Below are 24,131 nucleotides of genomic sequence, written 5' to 3' on the forward strand. Positions count from 1 at the left end.
TTATCACCGATTTTTTATAATCGTTCCTGTAATAATTGAAATCCGTTGGTTTGCCTTGGATACGGGGAAAGGTCGTCTTGATCCAACGTTCGGAAAGCCAAGGAAATTCCGTCCCCGGTTTACACGGCTTGATCACCATCATGGCTATCGCGTCCCTCATGATGCTGTTGGCAAATAGTTTTCGGCGAAAACCCCGTTTCGGATTAGGCTGTTCATCCTGCTTTGGTCATTCGGGGAGAAGCCGATATGCAAGCCGATCCGCCCGGCGGTATGCGATTGCACACAAAGCCTTTGTGGTCGGCTGAGCGTGTCAACCGCGCGGTGTTGGCGTTAACCGTGACCGGGATTGTTGCGCATTTTGCCCTGATGCCGATAGGAATGGCACCGGTTTTCGGGGTTGCGGCAACGGATTGGCCGTTATTTATTCTTTTGGCCTTGGGCGGCGGGGTTTTGCTTTTTGAAATTGCCCAGAAGGTGCTGCAACGCGATTTCGGGGCGGATTTTCTGGCCGTCATTGCTTTTGTCACCGGTGTTGTTCTGGGCGAATATCTGGCGGCGTCGCTAATTATCCTGATGCTAAGCGGTGGTCAGGTTCTGGAAGCCTTTGCCATGCGAAAGGCGTCATCGGCGCTGAACGCGCTGGCGGATCGCATGCCGACAATCGCGCATCGCAAAGACGGTGAAAACATCACCGATATCGGGCTTGATGATATTGCCATCGGCGACCTGATTGCCATTTTTCCCCATGATACCGCCCCGGTGGACGGGGTTGTTGTGGACGGTCATGGCAGCATGGATGAAAGCTATCTGACCGGGGAACCTTATGTTGTCAACAAGGCACCCGGGGCATCGGTGCTTTCGGGGGCGATCAATGGTGATGCGGTGCTGGTGGTCCGGGCCGAACGGCGTGCACGCGAGTCGCGCTATGCCCAGATCATGCAGGTGATGCAGGAAGCCGAACAAAAACGCCCGAAAATCCGGCGGCTGGGCGACCAGATCGGTGCATGGTTCGCGCCCTTCGCGCTGCTGGTGGCGTTTGCTGCCTGGTATCTAAGCGGCGATGCCGTGCGGTTTCTGGCGGTTCTTGTCGTGGCAACACCCTGTCCGCTTTTAATTGCCATTCCGATCACGATCATGAGCGCGATTTCCATGGCGGCAAGGCGCGGGATCGTGATCCGCGATCCGACGGCTCTGGAACGGTTGCCAACCTGCAGAACCGCAATTTTCGATAAGACCGGCACCCTGACTTACGGGCGTCCGGAACTGGTCGAAATCCTGCCAGCTACGGGGAATCACGCTAGCAATGTTCTGCGGCTTGCTGCCAGTCTGGAACGGTATTCCAAACATCCATTGGCGATGGCGGTTCTGGCGGCGGCGGATGCGCGAAAGCTTGCACTGGGTGATGTGGTGCGGGTTTCGGAAAAACCGGGCCAGGGTTTGACCGGTGTAGTTGATGGCCACGAAATTGCGGTGACTCATCGTAAAAAGCTGATTGCAGGCGATCCGGCGATGGCCGATATCCTGCCGCCCAGTGTGAGTGGGCTGGAATGCGCGATCATGATAGACGGGGCTTATGGTGCGACCTTTCGTTTCCGCGACAGTCCGCGTTCGGACGGCAAACATTTTGTCGGCCATCTGGCGCCGATCCACCATTTCAAAAAGATCATGCTGTTATCTGGGGACCGCGAAAGCGAGGTCAGCCATCTTTCGCAATTGCTGGGTATTCAAGAAAGCCTTGCATCGCAAAGCCCGGAACAAAAGGTTGCCATCGTGCGCCGCGAGGCGGCAAGCGCACCGACGCTTTTCATGGGGGATGGCATTAATGATGCCCCGGCATTGGCGGCGGCAACCGTTGGCATCGCCTTTGGCAAGCACAGTTCGGTTACCGCCGAGGCCGCAGGTGCCGTGATCCCCGAAAGTTCGCTGCAAACCGTCGATGAACTGTTTCATATCAGTACCGCCATGCGCCGTATTTTATTGCAAAGCGTGATTGGCGGTATGGTGTTATCGATCATTGCCATGGGCTTTGCCGCCTTTGGTCTCATCAGCCCGGTGACAGGGGCAATTCTGCAGGAAGGTATTGATGTTATTGCGATCCTCAATGCGTTGCGCCTTGCACTTGTGCGTAACATCAATGCAGATTTGGTAGGGGATGAGGGCGAGTACAGGCTATAGTTGCAACTGGCATCTTTGAAGCAAAGGAACAGGGTAATGACACTTATCGTGAATGACGGCACGCCGGAAATGCGCGGACTTCTGGAAAAGGGGCGCAAACGGTTGCGCATCGTCGGACTGGTTTTGTTGGTGCTCGGTATCCTTGCCGTTGCCTTTCCGTTTGCGACCACAATTGCCTTTAAAACCGTGATCGGCTGGTTGTTTATCATTGGGGCTGTCGGACACTTTTACGGTGCATGGAATGCTGATACCCCGACACGACGCTGGATCGACATCGTTCAGGGTGTTTTGTTCGGGCTTGTTGGCGGTTGGCTGGCGTTTTTCCCGCTGACCGGGATTGTGACCCTGACGGTTTTGCTGGCGATCGCCTTTATCCTGCAGGGGATTCTCGAGCTCGTCATGGCGTTTCGGCTCAGCCAGTTTCCCGGTTGGAAATGGATGCTGTTCTCTGGCGGGATTGCCGTACTTGCCGGTATCCTGATATTCGCCGAGCTGCCAAGTTCGGCCACATGGGCCATCGGGCTTTTGCTGGGTATCAATCTGCTGTCATCAGGTTTCAGTTACCTGATGGTGTCGATGGCGATGGGCAAGGTTTCCGTCCGCTAGCGACTGCCGGTCATGGATCATGCGGAAAGGCGCCGGGCGCGATCAGTTCAAGGTCAAGTTCCTTCATCACGACCTCAATCGGGGTGATGATGGTTGTGCCCGGATCGCGTGCGGTACTTTCCGATCCGGCAAACAGCAACCCGACGCAGACATTGTCATCGTCATAAACCAGCGAACCGGAATCACCACCGCGTGAAAAATCGCCCTGACCCAGCGGTTGGGAAATGATCACCTGATCGATGAAAACCGCGTTTCCCGCTTCGCCGTAATTGACCTGAACGGTGGCATAAAGACCCTGTATCGATCCCTTGGTATGGCCGGTGGTGCGCCCGGTTTTATGAACTGCCGTGCCAAGGTCGCTATCGCCAAGATTGCGGGTTTTTCCCGGTGTTTCCAGCCCGATATTCTGCGTGTGCCAGCGGACATATTCGGTCGCGGGTTCAAGCGGTGCGGCAATCGCCGCATCCATACGGTTTTCGGCATTGTCGCGAAAATCGATCGGTACAAACCGGGCCAGACCGGCAATCACATCATTCGGATCATGGCCACCATCGGCGATGCCCGGTTGCAGGATGGCATCGCCCGGCCGCGCATCGTTCGAATTGGCCAGAACATGATTGTTCGACAGGATGACGACCGCCCCGCTACGCCGGTCGCGCATCAATCCGCCCAGGGTTCCGGCGGTGATATCGGCATGCCCAATGCTGATGCCGCTGGTGGCCGGGCGTTCGCGCGCGGTTAACGGACGGCGCGAGAAGCTTGCTTCCTGAACATCGGTGATGAAATCGACCGTGCCACCGCTACCAGCGGGGTGCTGTACCAGATTGGGGATGCGGTGCGACAGTGCAAGCTGGCTTGCCGCGATTTTCCGGTTCACGAAAATGACGATGGCAAGCTCGCCGGTATCAGTACCCTTGACGGTTTTCCGACCCAGCGAATAACCGTTTATCTCGCCGCGTTCCAGCAGCGGATCGAACTGGTTGGTTTGACGGATGAAGTCCCGATATTGCGCAAAATTGGCCCGTGTCATGGTTGGAATTCCCTATTGCTGTTATCACGGCTTGCCCCGGATTATTCCGGCTTTCATCGCCGGTTTTATTCAGCATGGCAGGGGTTTATGGCACTCAAAAGGCTGTAAAACCCTTGCTTGGAATCAACTCTACGTCGTAGCCGTCAACATCATGGGGAACGCCGTCTGGCCAGCCGGGACAGGATACATAAACATGAATGCATTGGCGGTCGGGATGGATGCGCGACACACCGGCCGCCACGCCAACCACACCCGAGGCCGCCATAACCTCGGCCCGGCAATGTTCTATCGCTTCCTTCAGGGGTGGACGGGACATCGGTTTATCCTTTTATGTGTCGGTCCATCTCGTCCTTCGGATATGGGGTGAAAGGTCGCGTTGGTCAAACGCGCTGTGCCCATTGCCTTAAAATGTCCGAAGGCCTGTGGTCGGCAGCAGGACGGAATAAAGCGATCCGGTCGCGGTGATGAACAGGCGATTGTTTTTCGGGCCGCCAAAACAGACATTCGATACCCGTTCAGGCATAAGAACCTTGCCGATCAGATCACCGGTATCGGACAGGCAATGCACACCATCGGTGGCGCTGCACCAAAGCCGTCCGGCATTGTCCAACCGGAAGCCGTCAAACAGCCCGTTGCTGCATTGGGCAAAAACGTCACCACCAGCAAGGCTGTTGTCATCGCGGACATCGAAAACCCTTATGTGGCGTTCGCCGCTTTCGAAATGGGTGGCACCGGTATCGGCGATGTAAAGTTTGCTTTCATCGGGGGAGAATGCCAATCCGTTAGGGCGTTTGAAATCATCGGCAACGCGGGTGATTTTGCCTGTCACGCCGTCAATCCGGTAAACGTGGCAACCATCGATTTCGGGTTCGGCGCGAAAGCCCTCATAATCGGAATCAATGCCATATGCCGGATCGGTAAACCAGATCGAGCCATCAGATTTGGCGACAAGGTCATTGGGGCTGTTGAACCGTTTGCCCTCATAACGGTCGGCCAGAACGGTCAAGCGACCATCATGTTCGGTACGTGTAATGCACCGCCCGCCATGTTCGCAACTGATCAGCCGACCCTGCCGGTCGACGGTATTACCATTTACATAACGATCACGCCCGCCCATCAGAATGCCAGTCTGACCTGTAGTCTCGTCAAACCGCATCAGACGGTCATTCGGTATATCGGAAAACACCAGCGATTTAAGCGCAGGGAAATAGGCCGGGCCTTCGGTCCAGCGGCCACCTGACCAGAGTTTTTCGATCACCGCACTGGTTTTCACCAGCGTTTTAAATCGCGGGTCAAGGATTTCAAAATCCGTTTCGGCCATATCAGTTTCCTTCCTGTAGGGGGAGTGCTACAATATTCATAGCAATAAAAAGCCAATTCGGCAAATGCTACCATTTATGTAGCACGCAAGAGGGACCGAAGGATGAAAATACCTGCCCCCGGGAAACCCGTTCGCGGTTCGCAAAGCGGCGCGCCGATCATGGCGCTATTCGATCTTTTGGGGCGGCGTTGGGCGATGGGAATTGTCTGGATCCTGTCCGAACAGGGTCCCTGTACCTTCCGCGAACTTCAGGAAAAATGTGATAACCTGTCGCCCACAACGCTCAATACCCGGATCGCCGAGCTGCGCGTTGCCTGTCTTGTTGATCGCGATGCCACGGGATATCGCGTTACGCCGCGCGGACGGGAACTTTATGAAATGCTGGTGCCTTTGGGGTTGTGGGCGAAAGAGTGGGGAAAAGACCTGTAAGGTGTCCCCGGTACTCAATCCTGACCGGGGCGCAAAAATGTGCGCGTCTGTTCAATCGCTTCGCGCATGCCGACCCGTTGGACATTGACGTCTTCGGGGAAGGCACCCAGCAATCGCGACGGCATCCGGTTATCAAGCAGCACAAATACCCCACGGTCTTCCGCACGGCGAACAAGGCGACCAAAGGCCTGCTTCATTCGCAGACGGGTCAGCATGTCGTCATAGCGTGCCCCATGAAATGCGGCCTTGCGAGCCCGGTGCAGGATATCGGGGCGGGGCCATGGCACGCGATCAAAGACGATAAGGCGAAGGCTATCCCCCGGCACATCGACCCCGTCGCGTACCGCATCGGTACCCAATAGACAGGCATCACGTTCAACCCGGAAAATATCAATCAGGGTGGATACATCCATGCCGTCAATATGCTGCGCCAGAAGCTGCAACCCGGCATCGTCAAGCGGCCCGGTCAGGCGTTCGTAAACCGCCCGCAAACGGTTGATCGCGGTAAACAGGCCAAGTGCACCGCCGCCGGACGCGAGAAACAGTTCACGATAGGCCGCTGCTACATGGTCGGGGTTATCGCGCCCAAGGTCATTGATGATGAAAACCTTGGTCTGTTTGGCGTAGTCATAGGGGCTCTTCATCGCCGCCCGGATCGCAGGCATCGGCATATGCGATGCCCCGGTGCGGTCTTCGGCAACACCCCAGTCAAACATTTCATCACCCGTGCCATCGCGGAGCGTGGCCGATGTGATCACAAGCCCATGGGCAGAGGGGGCAAGAGCCGCGGTCAGGGGGAGTGTGGGGTCGATATGATGGCGGTGCATCCCTACATCAAAATCGCGGCCAAACTGCCGTTCGATGGCAAACCAGTCGACAAATTCCGGCGGGGTGGCATAGACGAGGCTTTCAAGCATGCCGCGCCACGCCGCCACCTGCATGATCGCACGCCGTTCAAGGGAACGGATCGCGGCATCAAGACGCTGGCGTTCGGCACTTTCAAGCTCGTCTGCCTTTTCATCCAGCATGTGGGCGATGATCTTGACCAGGGCCTTGGCCGGTTTTTCAAGGGCGGCCAGCGCACGATCAAGATCGGCCGCACTTGCCAGAACCGGGTCAATGGCCGGTTTGCAATCGGTTTCAATTGAATAACCCCGGTCGCCTTCGGCGGCACGTGCCATGACCTGTGCCCGCACATGGGCAAGGAACAATTCCGCCGGGCCCTTGGCATGTTCGGCCCCGTCATGAATGCGCATCAGCCAGCCCTGTTCGGGCAGGCATTGGGCTGCAACAATCACGGCATTGACGGCATCGCGGAGTTCGTCCCGATCCATGATCAGGGTTTCAAGCCGTTGCTTAAGACCACGGGCACGCGACTGGCCCTTGTTTTCGGCCCCCAGTAACCAGCGACGTAGCTCCGCCCCTTCCTGCCCGGTGAGGTGGGCGGAAAAGGCTTTGTCGGCGGCGTCAAAAAGGTGATGCCCCTCGTCAAAGACATAACGTGTCGGCATCGATGCATCGTCAAGCCCGCCAAGGGCGGCCTGAACCATCACCAATGCATGGTTGGCGACAACGATTTCTGCGGATCGTGCACGGCGCACGGTTTTTTCAACAAAACAGCGCGAATAATGCGGGCAGGCGGCATAAATGCATTCGCCGCGCTGATCGGCCAATGCACCGGTAAAACGGTTGCCGATCAGTTCCGTCAGCCATGCCGGGAAATCACCACCGACCATATCGCCATCACGCGTTTGCGATGCCCAGCGCGCCATCAGCCCCAGCGGGATCGCCTGATGGGGTTGTTGCGCCAAGGGTCTTTGGGCTTCTTCGAAATTCAGAAGGCACAGGTAATTTTCGCGGCCCTTGCGCACGACCGCCTTCAGGCGTTTGTCCTTGGGATCGTCATAAAGACGGTTTAGTTCCCGATCGATCTGACGTTGCAGGTTGCGGGTATAGGTTGAAATCCACACCGCCCCGTCATTCTTTTGCGCCCAGATCGAGGCCGGGGCAACATAGCCCAGCGTTTTGCCCGTCCCGGTCCCTGCCTCGGCCAGAACAATATTGGGCGTGCCTTCGGCGGTTCGGGGCGCGAAGGCCGAACAGACGGCGGATGCATAATCAGCCTGTTGGGGGCGTTCCTCCGCCCCTTCGCCCAGAAGCTTTTTCAGCCGTTCGCGGGCATCCTTGGGATCGACTGGGTTGTTGCCGGGCGGCGGCGGCGGGGCATGTTCGGCCCATTCGCCCATTTTCTTCCAGACTTTAAGCCCTTCATAGACGGCAAATTTATGCGGCCCGTCGCCATCCGCACCAAGGGCGGCCAGAACCGGAACACCCCACATCCAATGTCCTCGCGCCATTGGCCATGCGATGGAAAGGGCACGTGCACGTTTTTCACGCGGCAGGGTGGCAAGTTCCTGCAACAATCGTTTCATCGCCTCGGCCAAGGCTTCGGCCTGTCCTATCAGATCATCGCATGCCTGCTGTCCGGTCGCCATGGCAAGCCCGCGTGGCGTGGGGACGCAAAACTGCGCCGGGCGGACAAAGGCAAAAAGTTCCAAAAGGTCATGGGCCGGAAACGGATCGCATTTCATCCGCCGTGCAGATGCCGGGGTATGAACCAATATCGGGCGTTGGGATCGCGCCCGTTTGGCCGCCGCCCCATGCGGCAATTCTTCTATTTCCCCGTCGGGCGAGAGGAAAACAGCATGACGCAATCCGACGACCATGACGGGTGCGTCGGGTGGCATGAATTTCGGCGTGGGATCAGAACGATCATCGAACATTTGGGGGACTATAATCAGGTCCGGCCACTGGTGCCACCGGGGAAATTAACTTATCTTGCAGTTTTTAGACTTTGGCATTGGGGGAAACATGGAGTGGTTAAAGAATATTGCGATAAGCCTTAATGCAAAGGGCCCCGCAGCTGTTTTAATCGCACTTATCGTTTCTATTTCGTCGCTGGGGCTATGGGGCGAAGGTGAGCTTGCTGCGACAGCTATGGGAATCCTAGCATTTGCGTTGGGGCTTCTTGGTTTAGCGTTAGCAAACAGAGCATGACAGCGATACAGCCAGAACAAAATCAGCGCGCACAGCAATTTTGGCGCGATGCCGGTTTGCCGTTTGTCGAACTGCGCCGGGTCGATGACGGGCGGGGTGTTTGTTATGAACGGCACAGCCACGACACGTTTTCAATCGGCATCGTCAAGGGCGGGCGCAGTTCATATTGGAACCGGGGCAGGATCCATGAAACCGGTAAGGGATCGGTTGTGGTACTGAACCCGGAGGATGTGCATGGCTGTAACCCGGTGCCGGGTGGTGGATGGTGCTATGATATGTTGTTTGTTGATCCGGCGTGGCTTCTGGATTTGCAAGTCGAAATCGATGCCGATGCAGCCGGGCGGTTTGCGATGTTTTCCGACACTATCAGCCACAATCCGGCGCTGTATTCCGGTTTGCAAAACCTTGCCGATACATTGATCAATCCTGATTGTGACCGGTTGGTCAAGGAAAGCACGATGGTGTCCTTCTTTGCCGATCTGCATGTGGTGCTGGACCGGCACGGTATATTGCGCAGGGATACCGGTGCAATGGATAGAAGCAAAATGGATCGGGTGGCGGACTATATCCGGACCTATTGCGCCGAAGACGTCAATCTGGATGACCTTGCCGGTGTGATCGGCGTTTCGCGATCCTATCTGGTGCGCGCGTTCAAAAAGGCACATGGCATGACGCCCTATGCCTATCTGATTAATTGCCGGGTCCAGAAGGCGCGCCATGCCCTAAAGCGTGGGGAGCGGATAGTTGACGTTGCCCTTGATTGCGGCTTTGCCGATCAGGCGCATTTTCAACGGGTTTTCAAACGCCTGATGGCGACCACTCCTCGCCATTATGCGATGGCGCATGTTGCCTGATGCCATCAGTTGACGATCAGATAGGCCGCACTTGCGATCAACAGGGCGGCCATGATCCGGTTAAACAGCCGGATATGGGCGGCATCATTTAAAAATCGTCCCAGAAACGCCCCGGCATAAGCCCAGCATGTGACCGAGGCAAAGCATACCGCGAAATAAAGCACAGTGAATTCCCATACCAGTGCCGGTGCACCGTTGGCGGCATAGGCCCCCATACCGGCAACCGCCGCCAGCCATGCCTTCGGATTGACCCATTGTAATAAGGCACCGGTCATCATGGATGGGCCTTTTTCCGCGCGGGTTTTACCAAGTTCACCCGACGCGGTGGCAAGTTTGAAGGCCATGAACAGCAAAAAGGCGACCCCGGCACATTGGATGATCGTGGTCAGGTTCGGGAAAATCACCAGCAATTCATGCAGGCCCAACCCGATCAAAAGCAGCAACAGGCAAAAGCCGCTGGTGGCCCCGAATACAAGGCGCAGGCTGGGACGGAAACCGTAATGCACGCCGGAACTCAGGATCAGGATATTGACCGGGCCGGGCGTGATGGAGGCGGCAAGCGCGAAGGCAGCCATTGAAAGATAAAGGCTTGGGGCGGCGGCAAGCATCGGGCGGCGTTCCTCTGGTGTTTTTGATTGATCCCAGAATGTGCCGCGGGCTTGCCGGTTTATTGAACGATATTGCCCTGCCTGTTGTAATCTTCCTTAAAAAAAAACGGCATCCGGGAGTTGGCCCGAATGCCGCCTTGGACGGATCAATTACCTCGGGGGAGGTGATCCGCTTGGTTTATGTCAGCTTCATCAGCTGTTCCGCACAGGCGTCGGCGATTTCCTTGGTCGGGGCATCGTTACCGGGCATGGTGGCCCAGCCGCCTTCAACAACGAAATCATCGCGCTTGTAAGAGCTTTCCTCTTTAAGGGCGGCAAGCTGCATGGTCTGGTTGTTTGGTGTCTGGGTTTTGAACTGTGCCACACAGATCGGTGCAAGAGCGGTGATGACCGCATCCTTGCTTTGATTGTTGGCCATTTCGGTTGCAGTACTACCCGAAACGACCCAGCTTGCGCTAAAGCCGATAATTGTGATGGCAACCGCACCGATGACACCGCCCCAGATTGCGGGTTTTACCCAGACTGGAATTTCCATGTTCATAATATACTCCCATTGATTTTGTGAAATTTATAAACAATTGCTCGTTTTTATTTCACAAAACTAAATCACGTGGGGTTAATATTAGCAAATGAACTATATTTTTATATAATTGATGTGGCTGTTGTGTTTTTGAAAATTTGCGCGTTTCGATTTTATTGTGGATTTATTTTGGTGAATATTATGTGTGTCCAAGCAGGCTAACGATCCAACCCGCCCCACCGGCAATCATCGCATAGCGTGCGGCTTTGCCAATCGTCACCAGCACGATAAAGGGCACAAAGCGTACCCGCATGATACCGGCAAACAGTGTCAGCGGATCGCCAATGATTGGCAGCCATGCAAGCAGGAGCGACCAAAGCCCGTATTTGCCAAACCAGTGTGACGCGCGATCAAGCGCACCGGGTGATACCGGGAACCAGCGGCGATCCCTGAAATGATCGATATAAAGCCCGAGTCCCCAATTGACGCATGATCCCATGACATTGCCAAGCGTTGCCACCACGACCAAAAGCCAGACGGCATAATCGCCCGATGCGACAAGGGCCGCCAGCGCTGCCTCGGACGTGCCAGGCAGGATGGTGGCGGAGGTAAAAGCCGAGAGCAGCAACGCAAAAAGCAAGGTCTGCATTCCGTCGGGGATTGGAGGAGAATGATCAGGATTTGATGGTGAATTTCTGAATATTTACCGGCTCGGCAAGAACTTCTTCGCCGCCCTCGGCAAATGCGCGCAGATAAGGTGTGTCGAAATGCAGCGCCAGATCTTCGTCAGAACGCCAGTTTTCATACGCCATCCAGGTCGCCGGATCGTCGTTGGACTGGTGGATATCGTAGCTGATGCAGCCTTCTTCGGCGCGTGACGGTTCGACAAGTGCGAGAAGACGTTTGCCAAGTTCGGCTTCCTTGCCCGGCTTGGCGCGTGCGATGGCAAGAACGGTAAGTTGCTGGGACATGGGTTTCCTGTCTGATTTATATGGCAGTTTGATTGGTCAGGATCATCGGGGCAGGGGCCGGATCGGGCAACAGTTAAATGCCTTTAAAAAATAAAAGCCCGGTGCGGGGAGAGCACCGGGCTTGGCTTCGGCAGTTGCGGATCGGGGGAGGTCCCTGCCGAAGAGGGGGAGGTTTTCGATCAGACGATGTGCGAGGTTACGTCGACATTGCCGCGGACTGAGTTGGAGTAAGGGCAGATTTTGTGGGCTTCTTCGACCAGCTTTTCAGCTTCGGCCTTATCAAGGCCCGGCAGCGAGATATGCAGGTCAACCGCAAGGCCAAAACCGCCAGCCGCACGCGGGCCGATGCCGACAACAGCCTTGACCGAAACATCAGACGGAACTTTCGGGCCGCCCTGGGAGGAGACGAATTTCATCGCGCCGATGAAACAGGCCGAGTAACCCATTGCGAAAAGCTGTTCGGGGTTGTTGCCTTCGCCGCCAGCACCGCCGAGTTCTTTCGGCGTGGTCAGTTTGACATCGAGGCTGCCGTCTTCTGTTTTCGCACGGCCGTCACGGCCACCGGTTGCACTTGCTGTTGCGCGATATTTGACATCTACAGACATGGTTTTCTTCCTTTGTTTGAACGTGATGGTTCGAAGGTTTCGATAAACCGGCTGATCAGGGCGTTGGTTCGGTTGTGCCCCAAGTGATATGTCGCCGGGTGGGTGGGGGCGCAACCGCGCCCCCGAAAGAAGTTGCAGAAAGTTCAGATCATTCGCCGTAGAAGGCGTTCTTCAGAAACTGGCTGGCCTGGGCGGTTGCGGCCTTGGCAGCCGGGGTATCGGCAACGGCATTGAGCATGACGAAATCATGGATCGTACCGTTATAGCGAACCGTGGTAACATCCACCCCGGCCTGGCTGAGCTTGCGGGCATATGCTTCGCCCTCGTCACGCAGCACGTCGTTTTCATCGGTGATGATCAGTGCGGGTGCCTGTCCGGCCAGCAAATCCTGCGGGGCGTGGATCGGCGTTACTTTCGGATCGGTACGGTCGGTTCCTTCCGGCAGGTACTGGTTCCAGAACCATTCCATTGCCGCCTTGGTCAACCACGGGCCATTGGCAAATTCGGTATAGGATCCGTTTTCAAAATTCGCATCGGTCACCGGGTAGAACAGTACCTGAGCGATGATTTCTGGTCCTTTGCGCTGTTCAGCCAGCAGCGAAACAACCGCGGTCATGTTGCCGCCGACACTGTCCCCGGCAATCGCCAGACGGGTCGGGTCGACGTTAAGCTGTTCGCTGTGATCGGCGACATATTTGGTGACGGCATAATCCTGTTCGATTGCGATCGGATATTTGGCTTCGGGTGAACGTTCATAATCAACAAAGACGACGACGGCATTTGCCTGTACGGCGATTTCGCGGATCAGGCGATCATGGGTTTCCTTATCGCCCAGCACCCAGCCACCACCGTGGAAGTATACGACAACCGGCAGGCGGTCGGTGTTGCCTTCGGGGCGGACGATCCGGACCCGGGTTTCACCCGTCGGGCCAACCGGGAAGACGGTATCGGTGACGTCGGCGGCGCGTTTTGCAATCGGACCTGCCTGTGCGCCGGCCAGAACGTTGCGGGCATCAGTCGGGCTGAGCGTGTAGATCGGTGCGCCACCCGAAGCGTTCAGGACATTGATGAAGTTCTGAGTGTTGTTTTCGAGAACCGGATCGGCCAAAGCGGTCGTGGCGGTCAGGGTGGTTGCCAGAGCAATCGCAGCGGAGGCAACAGTCGTTTTGAATGTATTCATGATCTTGTTCCTTTAAGCTGTCTGTTTAGAGCCGCTGTGCGGCGTTTTCCGTTTCGATGATTTTGTTATATCGAACGATTTAATCGTGTGCGATATAAATTTGAGAATACGAGTTATGCAATTAAATCGCTTGTAATTAAATCGTGTACGATATATTAATGTGGGTTTGATCTCAAAACGGCCCTTGCGTTAAGCCGCAAAGCAGACAATCGGAGCGCCATCCGACAGGCCGGGCCGGACAAAGGAGGACGCCACCATGGACGACCATGATAGCAACGCGCTCAGGCTTGAAAACTTCCTGTGCTTTTCGGTCTATGCCGCCAGCCACGCCTTTAACCGTATCTATAAGCCGCTGCTTGACGCGCTTGAGCTTACCTATCCGCAATATCTGGTGATGGTGACCCTGTGGGAGCAGGATGACCAGCCGGTGCGCAGCATCGGTGAAAAGCTGTTTCTTGAATCCAGTACGCTGACACCGTTGTTAAAACGTCTTGAGGTGGCGGGCCTTGTCAAACGGACCCGCGATCCCAAGGATGAACGTTCGGTGCGCATCACCCTGACCGCGGCGGGCAAGGCACTGCGCCAAAAGGCGCTTGATGTGCCACGCTGCATTGGCGAAGCGGCTGAACTTGATCTTCCAACTGTCAAACGCCTGATCGATGATCTGGGCCAGCTACGCGATACGCTTGAAGCAAACGCATCGCGGAAATAGTGGAAGCAATCGGCGTGTTGTTCGCTGACCCTAGCGTTTGCGTTTGTCGAGATGATAGGTCAGTGCCCAACCCAGCACGGTTTTAACCGGTCCTTCGGGCAGGGGGCGATCCAGCGGCAGGATGATTGCCCGGTTGCCCTCGCATTGCAAAATACCTTCAAAATGACTGCGCACCCGGTCAATCAAGTCCGTCTGGCAATTGACATAGATGGCGATCTGACCGGGGGTCTTTGATTTCCAGTCGGCGCGAATGGTGGTGCCCGACCGGGACGGCGTCAACCATGCGGGTTCTCCCCATTTCAGGGTTTCGGTGACCTTGCCGATTGCGGGATCATTCGCCGCCAGTTCGAAAATCCATCCCCGGACCTCCATCAACGCCGTGCTTGCTTTGCGGGGATAGGCGGCGAATTTGGCAGCCAATTCTACAGCCAGTCCGGGCGGGGGCCTTTTGGTGTTGACGGCAGCGGTTTGGGGCAATTGGTTCATGTTTCCGACCGGAATGTCTGGTTTGCCATCCTGTCAATATAGTCCGAATAAAGAAAGGGCGCGACATCCAACCGGACATCGCGCCAAGTTTGCTGTTTTAACAGCAGGGAGGCAAAGACAGACGTTCAAGCAACCAGTTTTCGAACATGCTGGCGCATTTTTGCCAGATGATTGGTATCAAGCGGCAATTGCAGGATGCTGCAATCGCCTTCCTGGCGGGCAAGGCGGGCGCGAAGCGCATCGGGGACGTTTTGCAGACGCAGATCGACGATTTCGCCCGGTGTCACTGCAAGAGCCGGGCGCACCACCAGATGGGCACAGGAAATTTCCGTTGCATTGCCCTGCCAGTTGCCATGATCCCCATCGGTCCGGGCGGCAACCGAAATTGCATGGCTTTCATAAGTGTCGTCATCGACATCATTGCTTTGCATGGCGCTCAGGAATATCTCGACCTCGCGGCTGAGCAGGGCGGCCTCGGCAGCGGTGGTGTTGGCCGCGTTATTAACTTCCTCGGCATCGGTTTTGACGTCTTCGACGCGACCGCGAATGCCGGTGATGTTGCTGGCAACGCGACGTGCGCTTTCGGAAACGAAATCGACACTGCGCGAGATTTCCTGCGTGGTGGCGTTCTGTTCCTCGATCGCGCCGACAATGGCCGATACATACTGGTCGATGCTGTCAACGATTTCGGAGACATTTGAAATTGCCTCGGCCGAGCTGTTGGAAACCTGCTGAATGCGGGCGACGCGATCCGAAATTTCCTCGGTCGCCTTTGCCGTCTGGTTGGCCAGCGATTTGACTTCGCCTGCGACCACAGCAAAACCTTTGCCGGCATCACCGGCACGGGCGGCTTCGATGGTGGCGTTCAGCGCCAGAAGGTTGGTCTGTTCGGCGATCTGGGTGATCAACTGCACCACCTGGCCGATTTCATCAGCAACGGTCTGCAAGCTGCGCATTTCGTTTTTCGAGGTTTCCGAATAGGTGACGGCATTGCGGGCAACATCGGAAAACTGAGTAATTTGCGATGAAATTTCGCCGATGGCGGCCACCATTTCCTCGGTCGCAGCACTCAATGCCTGCGCGTTGCCAGATGATTCTTCGGCCTCGGTCGCCACAGATGTTGCGAGATTGTTGGTATCGCCCGAGTTGGCATTTACAGTGTTGGCGCGCTCGACCATTTCTTCGGAACTGCCAAGGATACGGGCAAAGACCGCACCGATCGAGGACCCAAAAACACTGACCAGATGGTTGCGTTCGGCCTGACGTTGCTTTTGTTTTTCCTCGATCCGCTTATGAGCTTCTTCAAGCTCACGGGCACGGATCATGTTTTTCTGGAAAACCTTCATTGCAACGGAAATCTCGGCAACCTCATCCTCAAACCGGCTGTTGGGGACGGGGGTGTCTAGCTTGCCATCGGCAAGTTCGCTAAGTGCGAAGGTCAGCCGCTTCATCGGGATCGAAATGCTGCGGCCCAGAAGAACCGCCATCAGGATGCCGAGCAATGTCGCCAGACTGGACAGAATGGCAATCATCATCTTGCCGTTGCGTTCGTCTGCAAGGGCCATATTCATAGAGGTTTGGGTAAAACTGGAAATCCGATTGAGCAGGTTTTCAATCTCGGTATTGAGGTTTTCCTGTTCCGCTTCGGTGCGGATCACGGCCTCGATCAGGCTGGTGCTGTTGATGTCACCTTTAGCGACGCTGTCAAAGATGCTTTCGACATGATCTTCATACACGCGATGTTCCGTTTCGATCCGGTCAAGGGCGCCGGAAACAAGATCAAATTCCAGCCTTGTTTCTTCAGACAGCGAGGTTTTCAGAAATTCATCGACCATGGCGCGAGCGGCGGCAATTTCGACATCGGTCTGGGCTGCGATTTCCTCGAAATGATGACGGACAGTGTCAAAGGTTTCGGTTTCCGCATGGGCGTTGACATTGCCGATGCGCAGGGCGCGTTCCATCAGGATGGCCTGTTCGAGCTGGTGTTGGGTAATTTTCTCCAGAAGCGCATTTAGCGGCAGGTCGCGATCAGCAACTTCTTCCAGTTCGTGGCCTATTTTCGTCATGGTATAGACGCCAAATCCGCCCACCAGAACGGTCGACAGGATCAAAAAGCCGACGAGGCTGAACAGGCGGTGCGAAATCCGTAATTTCCGAATAGCGGAGATCATGAGATTTACCCTTCCCATACTGGCTTCCGGTGCAGACCGGTAAAACCGAAGTGAATTGACTAGGCGGAAGTATAGTTATTTCCGTTAGCCGCCATATCCTCATATGGGGAGGTAAATGCGATGCGTGTTGTTTTTTGACTGATAATTAAATCACGGGTTGCTTTCGTGCGAGAGGGCCGCTGCTAGATGCTTTGGAACAGAAGCCAGATCGCCGCACAACCTAGCACGACATGCTGGATCACCATCGCGGGTGCAATCAGGGCAAGGGTTCCGGTCAGTGTTCCCCAAGCGTGCAGAAGGCGGGCAATCACGAAGGCCGCCGCAATCAGCCAGATGATGCCCGATGTTGCCAGAACAGCCTCGAGTGCCAGGACAACCAGAATGCAGAACGGGGCGTTTTCGGCAAAGTTGCCATGAGCCCGGATCCGGCGCAGCAGAACCTTGTCCCCGCCATCGCCAAGCGAAAGTTTAAGATCGCGCCGCCGCAGGGAAACATTCAGGCTGAGCACAATCAACATCAGGGCAAAGATGCCGGTCAGGCAGACTGTAACGGGGATCGGCAGCATGGGCATGGTCCTTTATCGCGTTATGATAAAACAGCTTTGCCCGATTGGCGGGCCGATGCAAGGGCTGCATGAAAACAGGCCGGATATTTCCGGCCTGTTTCGGATGCGGACTGGACGACTGTGTTCGGGATTATTCGGCAGCGCGCAGCATTACCGGTTTGTCGGCCGCATATCGGATGCCCGTGTCCGGTTCGTCATTCTGGGCACGTTTCATGGCGGTGATGAACTCGCCGATTTTGCCGCTCAGGAAATCGGCCTGATGGGCGGTGTGATCGGCATTGTCATGCACCGTAACCGCGCTGCTGCCGACGTTTGTCACGCTGGACTGAATGGTGGTGACATTTTCCGAAACACGCTTGGCACTTTCGGACACGAAATCGACATTTCGGGCGATTTCCCGCGTTGTGGCATTTTGTTCCTCGACCGCACCGACGATGGCGGTCACGTAGTTATCGATGCTGCCGATGACCGTACCAATATTGTTGATGGCTTCGGTGGAATTGCGCGATACGCTTTGAATACGTTCGATCTTGCGGGTGATTTCATCGGTGGCCTTGGCCGTCTGATTGGCAAGGCTTTTGACTTCGCCTGCAACCACGGCAAAGCCCTTGCCCGCATCGCCAGCACGGGCCGCTTCGATGGTGGCGTTAAGCGCCAGAAGGTTGGTTTGATCTGCGATCTTGGTAATCAACTGAACGACCTGGCCGACTTCATCTGCGACTTCCTGCAAGTTTCGCATTTCCGCCTGTGAGGTCGCAGAATGTTCAACTGCATTTTTCGCAATGCCCGAAAATTGCGTGATCTGGGATGATATTTCGTCGATGGCGGCGACCATTTCCTCGGTCGCGGCACTCAGTGACTGGGCACTTGCAGATGATTCTTCGGCTTCGGTGGCGACCGCGCCGGCAAGTGATCCTGCCTGTCCGCTTTGGGTTTGCATCATTTCGGCACGTGCCAGAACATCCTTGGCACTTTTGACGATATCGGCAAAGGTTTCGACAAGGGTTTCGCAGAATTCCTTTACCAGACGGTCGGTTTCAGCGCGGCGTTTCTCATCACGTTCCCGCCGGGCGACCTGTTCGGCTTCAAGCGCGCGGGCCTTCATCATGTCGGCCTGAAAGACCCGCATTGCATCAGCCATGTCACCGACTTCGTCGCGGAATTTGGAAGCCGGAACCGGCGTATCAAGCTTGCCCTTTGCCAGATCGGCAAGCGCATTTGTCAGGCGACGCAAGGGCAGGGTGATGGAGCGGCCCAGAAGCCAGGCCAGTGCAATGCCCGACAGCAAGACAATACCGGACAAAGCGGTAATCAGTGTCTTGCCCATCCGTTCATCTGCAAGGGCGGTGTTCATGGAGGCAGCCGTATAGGCCGCGACTTCGGCGACAAGATTTTCAATCGCGGCATCAAGATCGTTTTGCAACCCTTCGGTGGCGATCACGGCATCAGCAACGTCCGACGGGCTTGCGCCATTATCGAGTGCTTTGAAGATATCGTTTACCTGTGTTTCGTAAGTGCGGTGATCGGTTTCGATACGGGCAAGGGCGGCTTCGACACCGGAAAATTCTGTTCGGGCTTCTTCGCTGATTGTATCTGCCAGATAGCTGTTGACCATCTGATGGGCCGTTGCGAGCTCGCTATCGGTCTGTTTTGCCAGTTCTTCAAAATGATGGCGTAGGTCGGCCTCGGTTTCGGTGGCGGCATGGGCATCGACATTGCGATAGCGCAGCGTTTTTTCCATGAGAATGGCTTGTTCGAGCTGATGCTGCGTGATTTTTTCAAGCATCAGGGTCAGGGGTAGATCGCGTGCGGCAACCTGTTCAAGTTCGTTGCCTATCACCGTCATCTTGTAAATCCCGACCGATCCGATCAGGCAACTGAACGCCAGAAGTATGGTCGCCAGTCCGGCCAGGCGATGAGTGATGCGAAAATTTCTGAACATGATGAGGCGACCCTTGAAGCCATAACTATTCGGGGATTATTACAACGTGAACACACTCATGCAGTTTAGTAGCATGTGCTAATTCTATTTTTGATTACAAGAGTATGTCCGGGAGAAATACAAGCTGAAAAAGTCTGATTATTGACATGAGACAAAGTCGCAAAACCAACGCTTTGTCTTCATGGACAGATTAGAATTTTTTCAGATGTCATTTTGCCGGTTTCGGGAGAAATACGGCGTGGCGGAGCGCCGAACAAGGGGCGGAATGGATAAAAAGCATTCCGATTCTGCGCCGATTTTTGGAACCGAAAGGGTACGAACACGTTTTGTCCCGGGTAAGAGCTTTGCCGACAATCAGGACGGCAATATATTGCCATGATTGTCTGTCATTTCCGGCAATTCCTTTGAATGTTCAGTCTGTTGTATAACAAAGAGGGCAAAATTGCATAATTACGACACGAGCATCCCGCATGCTGCTGGTCAGGAGCCCGAACATCGTTTCGGGACGGACGGTATCCGTCCGATGGATCGTCCCAGTCGCATCACCCGGTTTTTCATGGGGATTGTTTCCCGCGCAGAACGGTTGAACCGGAAATATGCAAAGTTCGGCAATCCGGCAGTTTATGACAATGCAACCTTTCCCTGGGCTGCGGAAATCGAAAAAGAATGGCCTGCCATCCGCGAGGAGCTTGACCAAATTCTGCGGCGCAAGGATGAGTTGCCGTCGTTCCATGACATTTCGACAGATGTCAAAGAAATCTCCAGCGATGCGGATTGGAAAACCTTCTTCCTGTTGGGGTTTGGTTTGAAGTCCGCGCAAAACATCCGGGCTTGCCCCGAAACCTGGCGGATCATGAACAAGATCCCCGGACTGACGACGGTAATGTTTTCAATATTCGAGCCGGGAAAACATCTGCCGCCGCATCGCGGCCCCTATAACGGTGTGTTGCGGATGCATCTTGGCCTGATCGTTCCGGACCAACCAGATAAGCTTGGCATTCGGGTGGGCAACCGGACATGCCACTGGGAAGAGGGCAAGGTGCTGATTTTTGATGATTCCTATGAACATGAAGCATGGAACCATACGGATCAGACGCGGGTTGTGCTGTTTGTCGATTTCGTCAAGCCGATGAAATTTCCCGCCCGGCTAGTGAACTGGTGCCTGATGAACCTTGCGATTTTCACGCCTTTCATCAAGGAAGGGCTTGATAACCACAACAAGTGGGAAAAGAAGTTCTATGCCGAAGCCGAAAAAATGCGCAACCAGACAGATAACTGATCGTAAAGCTTGCCTTGTTGTCTTGACCTAGCGGGCAAGCTGCTGCCGGAGCCACTGCCGGAATGTCCTGAAAGCCGGGCTGTTTTTGCTGTTTGCCCAGCACAGATAATAGTGGCGCGTATTCTGTTCGGACCATGTGTCATCGCCAAGTAATTGTATCAGACGCCCGCTGGTCAGATATGGGGCAGCATATACATGCGGGAGCCACGCGACGCCATGTCCGTCTAGTGCCGCGACGAGTGTCAGCGCGCTGGGCAGTCGGGTGATCCTTGTATGCGCCTGATGGGCAACGCCATGATCATCGAACCAATGCGACATTTCGATGTCCCTGTCCTCGTCAAGTATCCATGGCAGCCCGACCAGATCCCGGGGTGTATGAACAGAAACAGATTCAAGAAGCGAGGGGGCAACGACGACGACATCCCTGCTTTCAAGAAGCCGTTCGCTGTTAAGTCCGGGCCAGTTGCCATCACCATGCCGGACCGCGGCATCGAAATCACCGTGTTCAAGATCATGTATGGCCGCATCGGCATTGATACGCAGGTCGATTTCCGGGTGACGTTTTAGAAACTCGCCAAGGCGCGGCAGAAGCCAGTATTGGGCGAAATGCGGTGTCACCGTGATGTTGAGGATATTTTCATCGCGCCGATATTGTTCGATGTCTCCGGCAATTGCCCTGAAATTCCGAAGCAGATTTTCTGCCAGATCGGCTGCTTCGGGCAACATGACCAAGCGGTTGCCTGACCGCGTAAACAGTTTACGTTGCAATCGGTCCTCAAGACCGCGCAGATGCTGGCTGACGGCACCATGAGTCACGCTCAGCATTTCCGCAGCCGCCCCGACAGAGCCGGTTTCGTGAACTGCGGCGAAAGCCCGAAGGGAATTCAGCGGCAGCCACGCAATATCGTTTGACTTTATCATGATAGAAAAACTAACAGAGGCGCAGCTTTTCTGGCAAGCATGGATGCTTCTCAAATGTTAGATTTATGGCATCGAAAGACGAAGGAGAACGCAAGATGTCATACAAATTTTCTAACAATTGTGTCAAAGATGTCTCCCGCCATCCGGTTTTTCCCTTTGGCGCGAATCAGGAATCCCTTCACCTAATTCGCGAACAAGCAAGAATTGAGCGGGTAAAAGTTGTTCGCCAGGGTTTTGCAATGTTGAGGCGAGCCATATTCAGGCACCTTAACCCGGCAGATCACAGTCGCGGCAGCGAGGAAGCCCGTGAAATTTCTGACCGGCGATGTGCAGGCATTTGAAGCCCGCGGTGGTGACTTCAGTCGCAGTCTTGTGCCTCTAAAAACGAGACATTCCGAAACGACTGAAATCACGTAGCGGTTTTCGGAGCAAGGGTCCACTATTCGGACCGAAGCTTTAGATATGGCGCAACCGGTCAAGGAAGTTTTTGACCTGGGTGTCGAGGTTGCGGGCCTGTGCGGCAAGTTCGGTTGCCCCGGCCTGAACATTGGATGCGGCATCTCCGGTTTGTTGGGACGTGTTGCGCACAATCCCGATAGAGGATGATACCTCGTTCGTGCCCGCTGCCGCCTGTTGCACATTGCCCGAAATTTCGGCGGTTGCGGCACCTTGCTGTTCGACTGCGGCCGCGATGGCACTGGTGATTTCATTGATATTGGAAATCGTTTCAGTGATTTTTTCAATCGCGCCCACGGTATTGTGGGTTTCAGACTGGATCGATCCGATTTGCTGGGCGATATCCTCGGTCGCTTTGGCAGTCTGGTTGGCAAGGTTTTTGACCTCGCTTGCGACGACGGCAAAGCCTTTGCCGGCTTCGCCCGCACGCGCGGCCTCGATGGTCGCGTTCAGCGCCAGAAGGTTGGTCTGGGATGCGATATCATTGATCAGGCTGACAACCTGACCGATGCGATCAGCGGCCTCGGCCAAGCCGGTAACCATGGCGTTGGCACGCGATGCTTCATCAACCGCATTGTTGGCAATTTCCGATGATCGTGCGACCTGCGAGCTGATCTCCTGAATGGAAGCGGAAAGTTCCTCGCTCGCCGAGGCGACGGTCTGGACATTGGCACTGGCCTCGTCGGCGGCAGCGGCAACCACGGTTGCCTGCTCGGAACTTTCATCGGCCGCACGGCGCATCTGGCGGGATACCTTTTCCATGTCGCCCGCGCTATCGGTAACTTTTACAACGATGGAGCCGACCGATTTTTCGAACTCGTCAGCCATCTGAAGGCGGGTGCGGTTTCGTTCCTCGCTGGCGCGGTGTTCGGCTTCGCGTTTATCACGTTCGGCCTGCTGCATGCCTGCCGATGCCTCCTTGAAAGCTTCCAGCGCCTTGGCAATTGCACCGATCTCGTCGGACCGGTCATGATAGGGGACCGTGACATTGAAATTGCCCTTTTCCAGATCGGCAATCACACCCGCAACACGGGTCATCGGACGGGCAACCATGGCGTTGGTCGATAGCAGGATCACCGCAATCACTACAATCAGCAGAACCACACCACCGATCAGCGTTGCATTGCGCAGGCTGTCAGCCGGGGCAAAAATGGTTTCGAGCGGCACGTTGACAACCACACCCCACTGATTGGGATATCCCTCGATGGCGACCGGCACGATCAGGTGCATGAATTCGCCGTCATCAATCTGGCGCGACTGGCCCGATTTCATCGCATCGAGGATAGCGGCATCGGTAGTTTTGGTAGCATCCAGTTTGGTGCCCCGAATATCGGGATTTTCATGTGCAACCCATGTGCCCTGGGCCGAGACAAGATTGACGGTACCCGTACCAAAGGGGGCGAGTTGGGCAAACCGTTCGGAAAGTGCATTCAATTCAAGATCGACGCCCATCACGCCAAGGAATTTTCCGCCGCTGTCCTGCACCGGATAGACAAATGATGTCAGAACCACATCGCGGCCCTGAATGTCATAGGTGATGGCATCGGTCAGGTAGGGCTTATTGGTGCGTTTGGGTTCGGTGTAATATTCATTGACCTCTGGATTATCGAGCCCGGTCAGGTGGTAGGGGGTGATGCCGCCACCGAAGTTATAATAATAGGTGACGTATTTTCCGGTGCCGTCGCCAAACGGTTCGCCTTCGCCCTTGTAATCGGCATCCTTGCCATCAAGGGCATCGGGTTCAAATCCCGACCACGCCCCGGCAAGCGACGGGTTGTCGATCAGCGTGCGATTGAGGATTTCGTTATAGGCCTTGCGGTCTGCACCGCCCTGTTCACGGAGTGCACGAAATGCACCGGCAAGGTTTTTGGCAACCAGCATCCCGCCATTGAGCACGCGGCTGGCCTGCTCGGCGTGGAACTGTCCAACGGCACGGGCTTCGCCCACCGTAAGTTCTTCGGTTGTTTTGCTGGTTTGAGCCGTTTGCAGGAAGATGCCGACGATCAGGCAAAAGGCGATGGCAAGTGCGCTTACGCAGGTCAGCTTGGCGCCTAGAGACAGGTTGGAAAATCGCATTTAAAGGTCCCCTCAGATAAACCTATACCTCTGAAGTAATCCTGGTGGTCCGTCCCTGTGCTGCCTTATTCAAGGACTTGGCAGCTTTTGATAAGGAATGGTACCACGCAACCTATACTTTCGGTAAGTGGGAATTATCTGATTTGATGGCTTTTAAATGCGCGAT

General features: G+C 55.3%; 23 protein-coding genes. 7 read left to right on the forward strand and 16 right to left on the reverse strand.

The window, feature by feature from the left end:
* Positions 1 to 246: 246 nt before the first annotated feature.
* The gene (locus tag J7395_RS10745; RefSeq protein WP_209221460.1) at positions 247 to 2,175 is read left to right on the forward strand and encodes a heavy metal translocating P-type ATPase; all 1,929 of its coding nucleotides are present in this window, start codon (positions 247 to 249) and stop codon (positions 2,173 to 2,175) included.
* Between the two features lie 36 nt (positions 2,176 to 2,211).
* The gene (locus J7395_RS10750; RefSeq protein ID WP_209221461.1) at positions 2,212 to 2,781 is read left to right on the forward strand and encodes a DUF308 domain-containing protein; all 570 of its coding nucleotides are present in this window, start codon (positions 2,212 to 2,214) and stop codon (positions 2,779 to 2,781) included.
* Positions 2,782 to 2,791: 10 nt separating this feature from the next.
* Here J7395_RS10750 and J7395_RS10755 read toward each other — a convergent pair whose 3' ends face one another.
* The 3 genes from J7395_RS10755 to J7395_RS10765 form a co-directional block, all read right to left on the reverse strand.
* The gene (locus tag J7395_RS10755; RefSeq protein WP_209221462.1) at positions 2,792 to 3,811 is read right to left on the reverse strand and encodes a hypothetical protein; all 1,020 of its coding nucleotides are present in this window, start codon (positions 3,809 to 3,811) and stop codon (positions 2,792 to 2,794) included.
* A 94-nt stretch (positions 3,812 to 3,905) separates the two neighbouring features.
* Positions 3,906 to 4,127, reverse strand: a complete 222-nt coding sequence (locus tag J7395_RS10760; protein ID WP_209221463.1) for a hypothetical protein — start codon at positions 4,125 to 4,127, stop codon at positions 3,906 to 3,908.
* Between the two features lie 87 nt (positions 4,128 to 4,214).
* The gene (locus J7395_RS10765) at positions 4,215 to 5,132 is read right to left on the reverse strand and encodes an SMP-30/gluconolactonase/LRE family protein (protein ID WP_209221464.1); all 918 of its coding nucleotides are present in this window, start codon (positions 5,130 to 5,132) and stop codon (positions 4,215 to 4,217) included.
* 102 nt (positions 5,133 to 5,234) lie between these two features.
* On the opposite strand from J7395_RS10765, the gene J7395_RS10770 reads away from it, so the two are divergent.
* Positions 5,235 to 5,561 (forward strand): helix-turn-helix domain-containing protein, encoded by a 327-nt coding sequence (locus J7395_RS10770; RefSeq protein ID WP_209221465.1) that lies wholly within the window; start codon positions 5,235 to 5,237, stop codon positions 5,559 to 5,561.
* Between the two features lie 14 nt (positions 5,562 to 5,575).
* Here J7395_RS10770 and J7395_RS10775 read toward each other — a convergent pair whose 3' ends face one another.
* Positions 5,576 to 8,344 carry an ATP-dependent DNA helicase gene (locus J7395_RS10775; protein ID WP_209221466.1) on the reverse strand — a complete coding sequence of 923 codons (2,769 nt, stop codon included), beginning with the start codon at positions 8,342 to 8,344 and terminating at the stop codon, positions 5,576 to 5,578.
* Between the two features lie 55 nt (positions 8,345 to 8,399).
* Here J7395_RS10775 and J7395_RS10780 point away from each other — a divergent pair, with 55 nt between their 5' ends.
* Together J7395_RS10780 and J7395_RS10785 are read left to right on the forward strand one after the other, a co-directional pair.
* Positions 8,400 to 8,618, forward strand: a complete 219-nt coding sequence (locus J7395_RS10780) for a hypothetical protein (protein WP_062960943.1) — start codon at positions 8,400 to 8,402, stop codon at positions 8,616 to 8,618.
* Positions 8,615 to 9,472: an AraC family transcriptional regulator gene (locus J7395_RS10785; RefSeq protein WP_209221467.1), complete on the forward strand. Its 858-nt coding sequence runs from the start codon at positions 8,615 to 8,617 to the stop codon at positions 9,470 to 9,472. The genes J7395_RS10780 and J7395_RS10785 overlap by 4 nt, the downstream gene beginning before the upstream one ends.
* A 5-nt stretch (positions 9,473 to 9,477) precedes the next feature.
* On the opposite strand, the gene J7395_RS10790 is transcribed toward J7395_RS10785, so the two are convergent.
* The 6 genes from J7395_RS10790 to J7395_RS10815 form a co-directional block, all read right to left on the reverse strand.
* Complete coding sequence (locus J7395_RS10790) at positions 9,478 to 10,080, reverse strand: LysE family translocator (protein WP_209221468.1); 603 nt, start codon at positions 10,078 to 10,080, stop codon at positions 9,478 to 9,480.
* A 178-nt stretch (positions 10,081 to 10,258) separates the two neighbouring features.
* On the reverse strand, positions 10,259 to 10,621 hold the full coding sequence (locus J7395_RS10795; RefSeq protein ID WP_062960941.1) for a hypothetical protein: 363 nt from the start codon (positions 10,619 to 10,621) through the stop codon (positions 10,259 to 10,261).
* 178 nt (positions 10,622 to 10,799) lie between these two features.
* Complete coding sequence (locus J7395_RS10800) at positions 10,800 to 11,240, reverse strand: YqaA family protein (RefSeq protein WP_197468306.1); 441 nt, start codon at positions 11,238 to 11,240, stop codon at positions 10,800 to 10,802.
* 34 nt (positions 11,241 to 11,274) lie between these two features.
* A complete protein-coding gene (locus tag J7395_RS10805; protein ID WP_062960939.1) occupies positions 11,275 to 11,571 on the reverse strand; it encodes a putative quinol monooxygenase in 297 nt (98 codons plus the stop codon).
* A gap of 179 nt (positions 11,572 to 11,750) precedes the next feature.
* Positions 11,751 to 12,176 carry an organic hydroperoxide resistance protein gene (locus J7395_RS10810; RefSeq protein ID WP_209221469.1) on the reverse strand — a complete coding sequence of 142 codons (426 nt, stop codon included), beginning with the start codon at positions 12,174 to 12,176 and terminating at the stop codon, positions 11,751 to 11,753.
* A 148-nt stretch (positions 12,177 to 12,324) separates the two neighbouring features.
* Positions 12,325 to 13,356 (reverse strand): alpha/beta hydrolase, encoded by a 1,032-nt coding sequence (locus J7395_RS10815; RefSeq protein ID WP_209221470.1) that lies wholly within the window; start codon positions 13,354 to 13,356, stop codon positions 12,325 to 12,327.
* A gap of 256 nt (positions 13,357 to 13,612) precedes the next feature.
* Between J7395_RS10815 and J7395_RS10820 the strand changes: the two genes are divergently transcribed.
* A complete protein-coding gene (locus J7395_RS10820) occupies positions 13,613 to 14,068 on the forward strand; it encodes a MarR family transcriptional regulator (RefSeq protein ID WP_209221471.1) in 456 nt (151 codons plus the stop codon).
* 30 nt (positions 14,069 to 14,098) lie between these two features.
* Here the strand turns inward: J7395_RS10820 and J7395_RS10825 are convergent, their stop codons facing one another.
* From J7395_RS10825 to J7395_RS10840, 4 genes are all read right to left on the reverse strand, one after another.
* Complete coding sequence (locus J7395_RS10825; protein WP_247742089.1) at positions 14,099 to 14,488, reverse strand: DUF1801 domain-containing protein; 390 nt, start codon at positions 14,486 to 14,488, stop codon at positions 14,099 to 14,101.
* A 191-nt stretch (positions 14,489 to 14,679) separates the two neighbouring features.
* The gene (locus J7395_RS10830) at positions 14,680 to 16,725 is read right to left on the reverse strand and encodes a methyl-accepting chemotaxis protein (protein ID WP_209221473.1); all 2,046 of its coding nucleotides are present in this window, start codon (positions 16,723 to 16,725) and stop codon (positions 14,680 to 14,682) included.
* Between the two features lie 182 nt (positions 16,726 to 16,907).
* The gene (locus J7395_RS10835) at positions 16,908 to 17,291 is read right to left on the reverse strand and encodes an MAPEG family protein (protein ID WP_114111046.1); all 384 of its coding nucleotides are present in this window, start codon (positions 17,289 to 17,291) and stop codon (positions 16,908 to 16,910) included.
* 130 nt (positions 17,292 to 17,421) lie between these two features.
* Complete coding sequence (locus J7395_RS10840; RefSeq protein ID WP_209221474.1) at positions 17,422 to 19,233, reverse strand: methyl-accepting chemotaxis protein; 1,812 nt, start codon at positions 19,231 to 19,233, stop codon at positions 17,422 to 17,424.
* A 442-nt stretch (positions 19,234 to 19,675) separates the two neighbouring features.
* On the opposite strand from J7395_RS10840, the gene J7395_RS10845 reads away from it, so the two are divergent.
* A complete protein-coding gene (locus J7395_RS10845; RefSeq protein ID WP_082832841.1) occupies positions 19,676 to 20,512 on the forward strand; it encodes an aspartyl/asparaginyl beta-hydroxylase domain-containing protein in 837 nt (278 codons plus the stop codon).
* Positions 20,513 to 20,539: 27 nt separating this feature from the next.
* On the opposite strand, the gene J7395_RS10850 is transcribed toward J7395_RS10845, so the two are convergent.
* Positions 20,540 to 21,433: a LysR substrate-binding domain-containing protein gene (locus tag J7395_RS10850; protein ID WP_209221475.1), complete on the reverse strand. Its 894-nt coding sequence runs from the start codon at positions 21,431 to 21,433 to the stop codon at positions 20,540 to 20,542.
* 456 nt (positions 21,434 to 21,889) lie between these two features.
* A complete protein-coding gene (locus J7395_RS10855; protein ID WP_209221476.1) occupies positions 21,890 to 23,965 on the reverse strand; it encodes a methyl-accepting chemotaxis protein in 2,076 nt (691 codons plus the stop codon).
* Between the last annotated feature and the right edge of the window lie 166 nt (positions 23,966 to 24,131).

It is taken from the genome of Thalassospira sp. A3_1, assembly GCF_017744215.1.
GTDB lineage: Bacteria > Pseudomonadota > Alphaproteobacteria > Rhodospirillales > Thalassospiraceae > Thalassospira > Thalassospira lucentensis_A.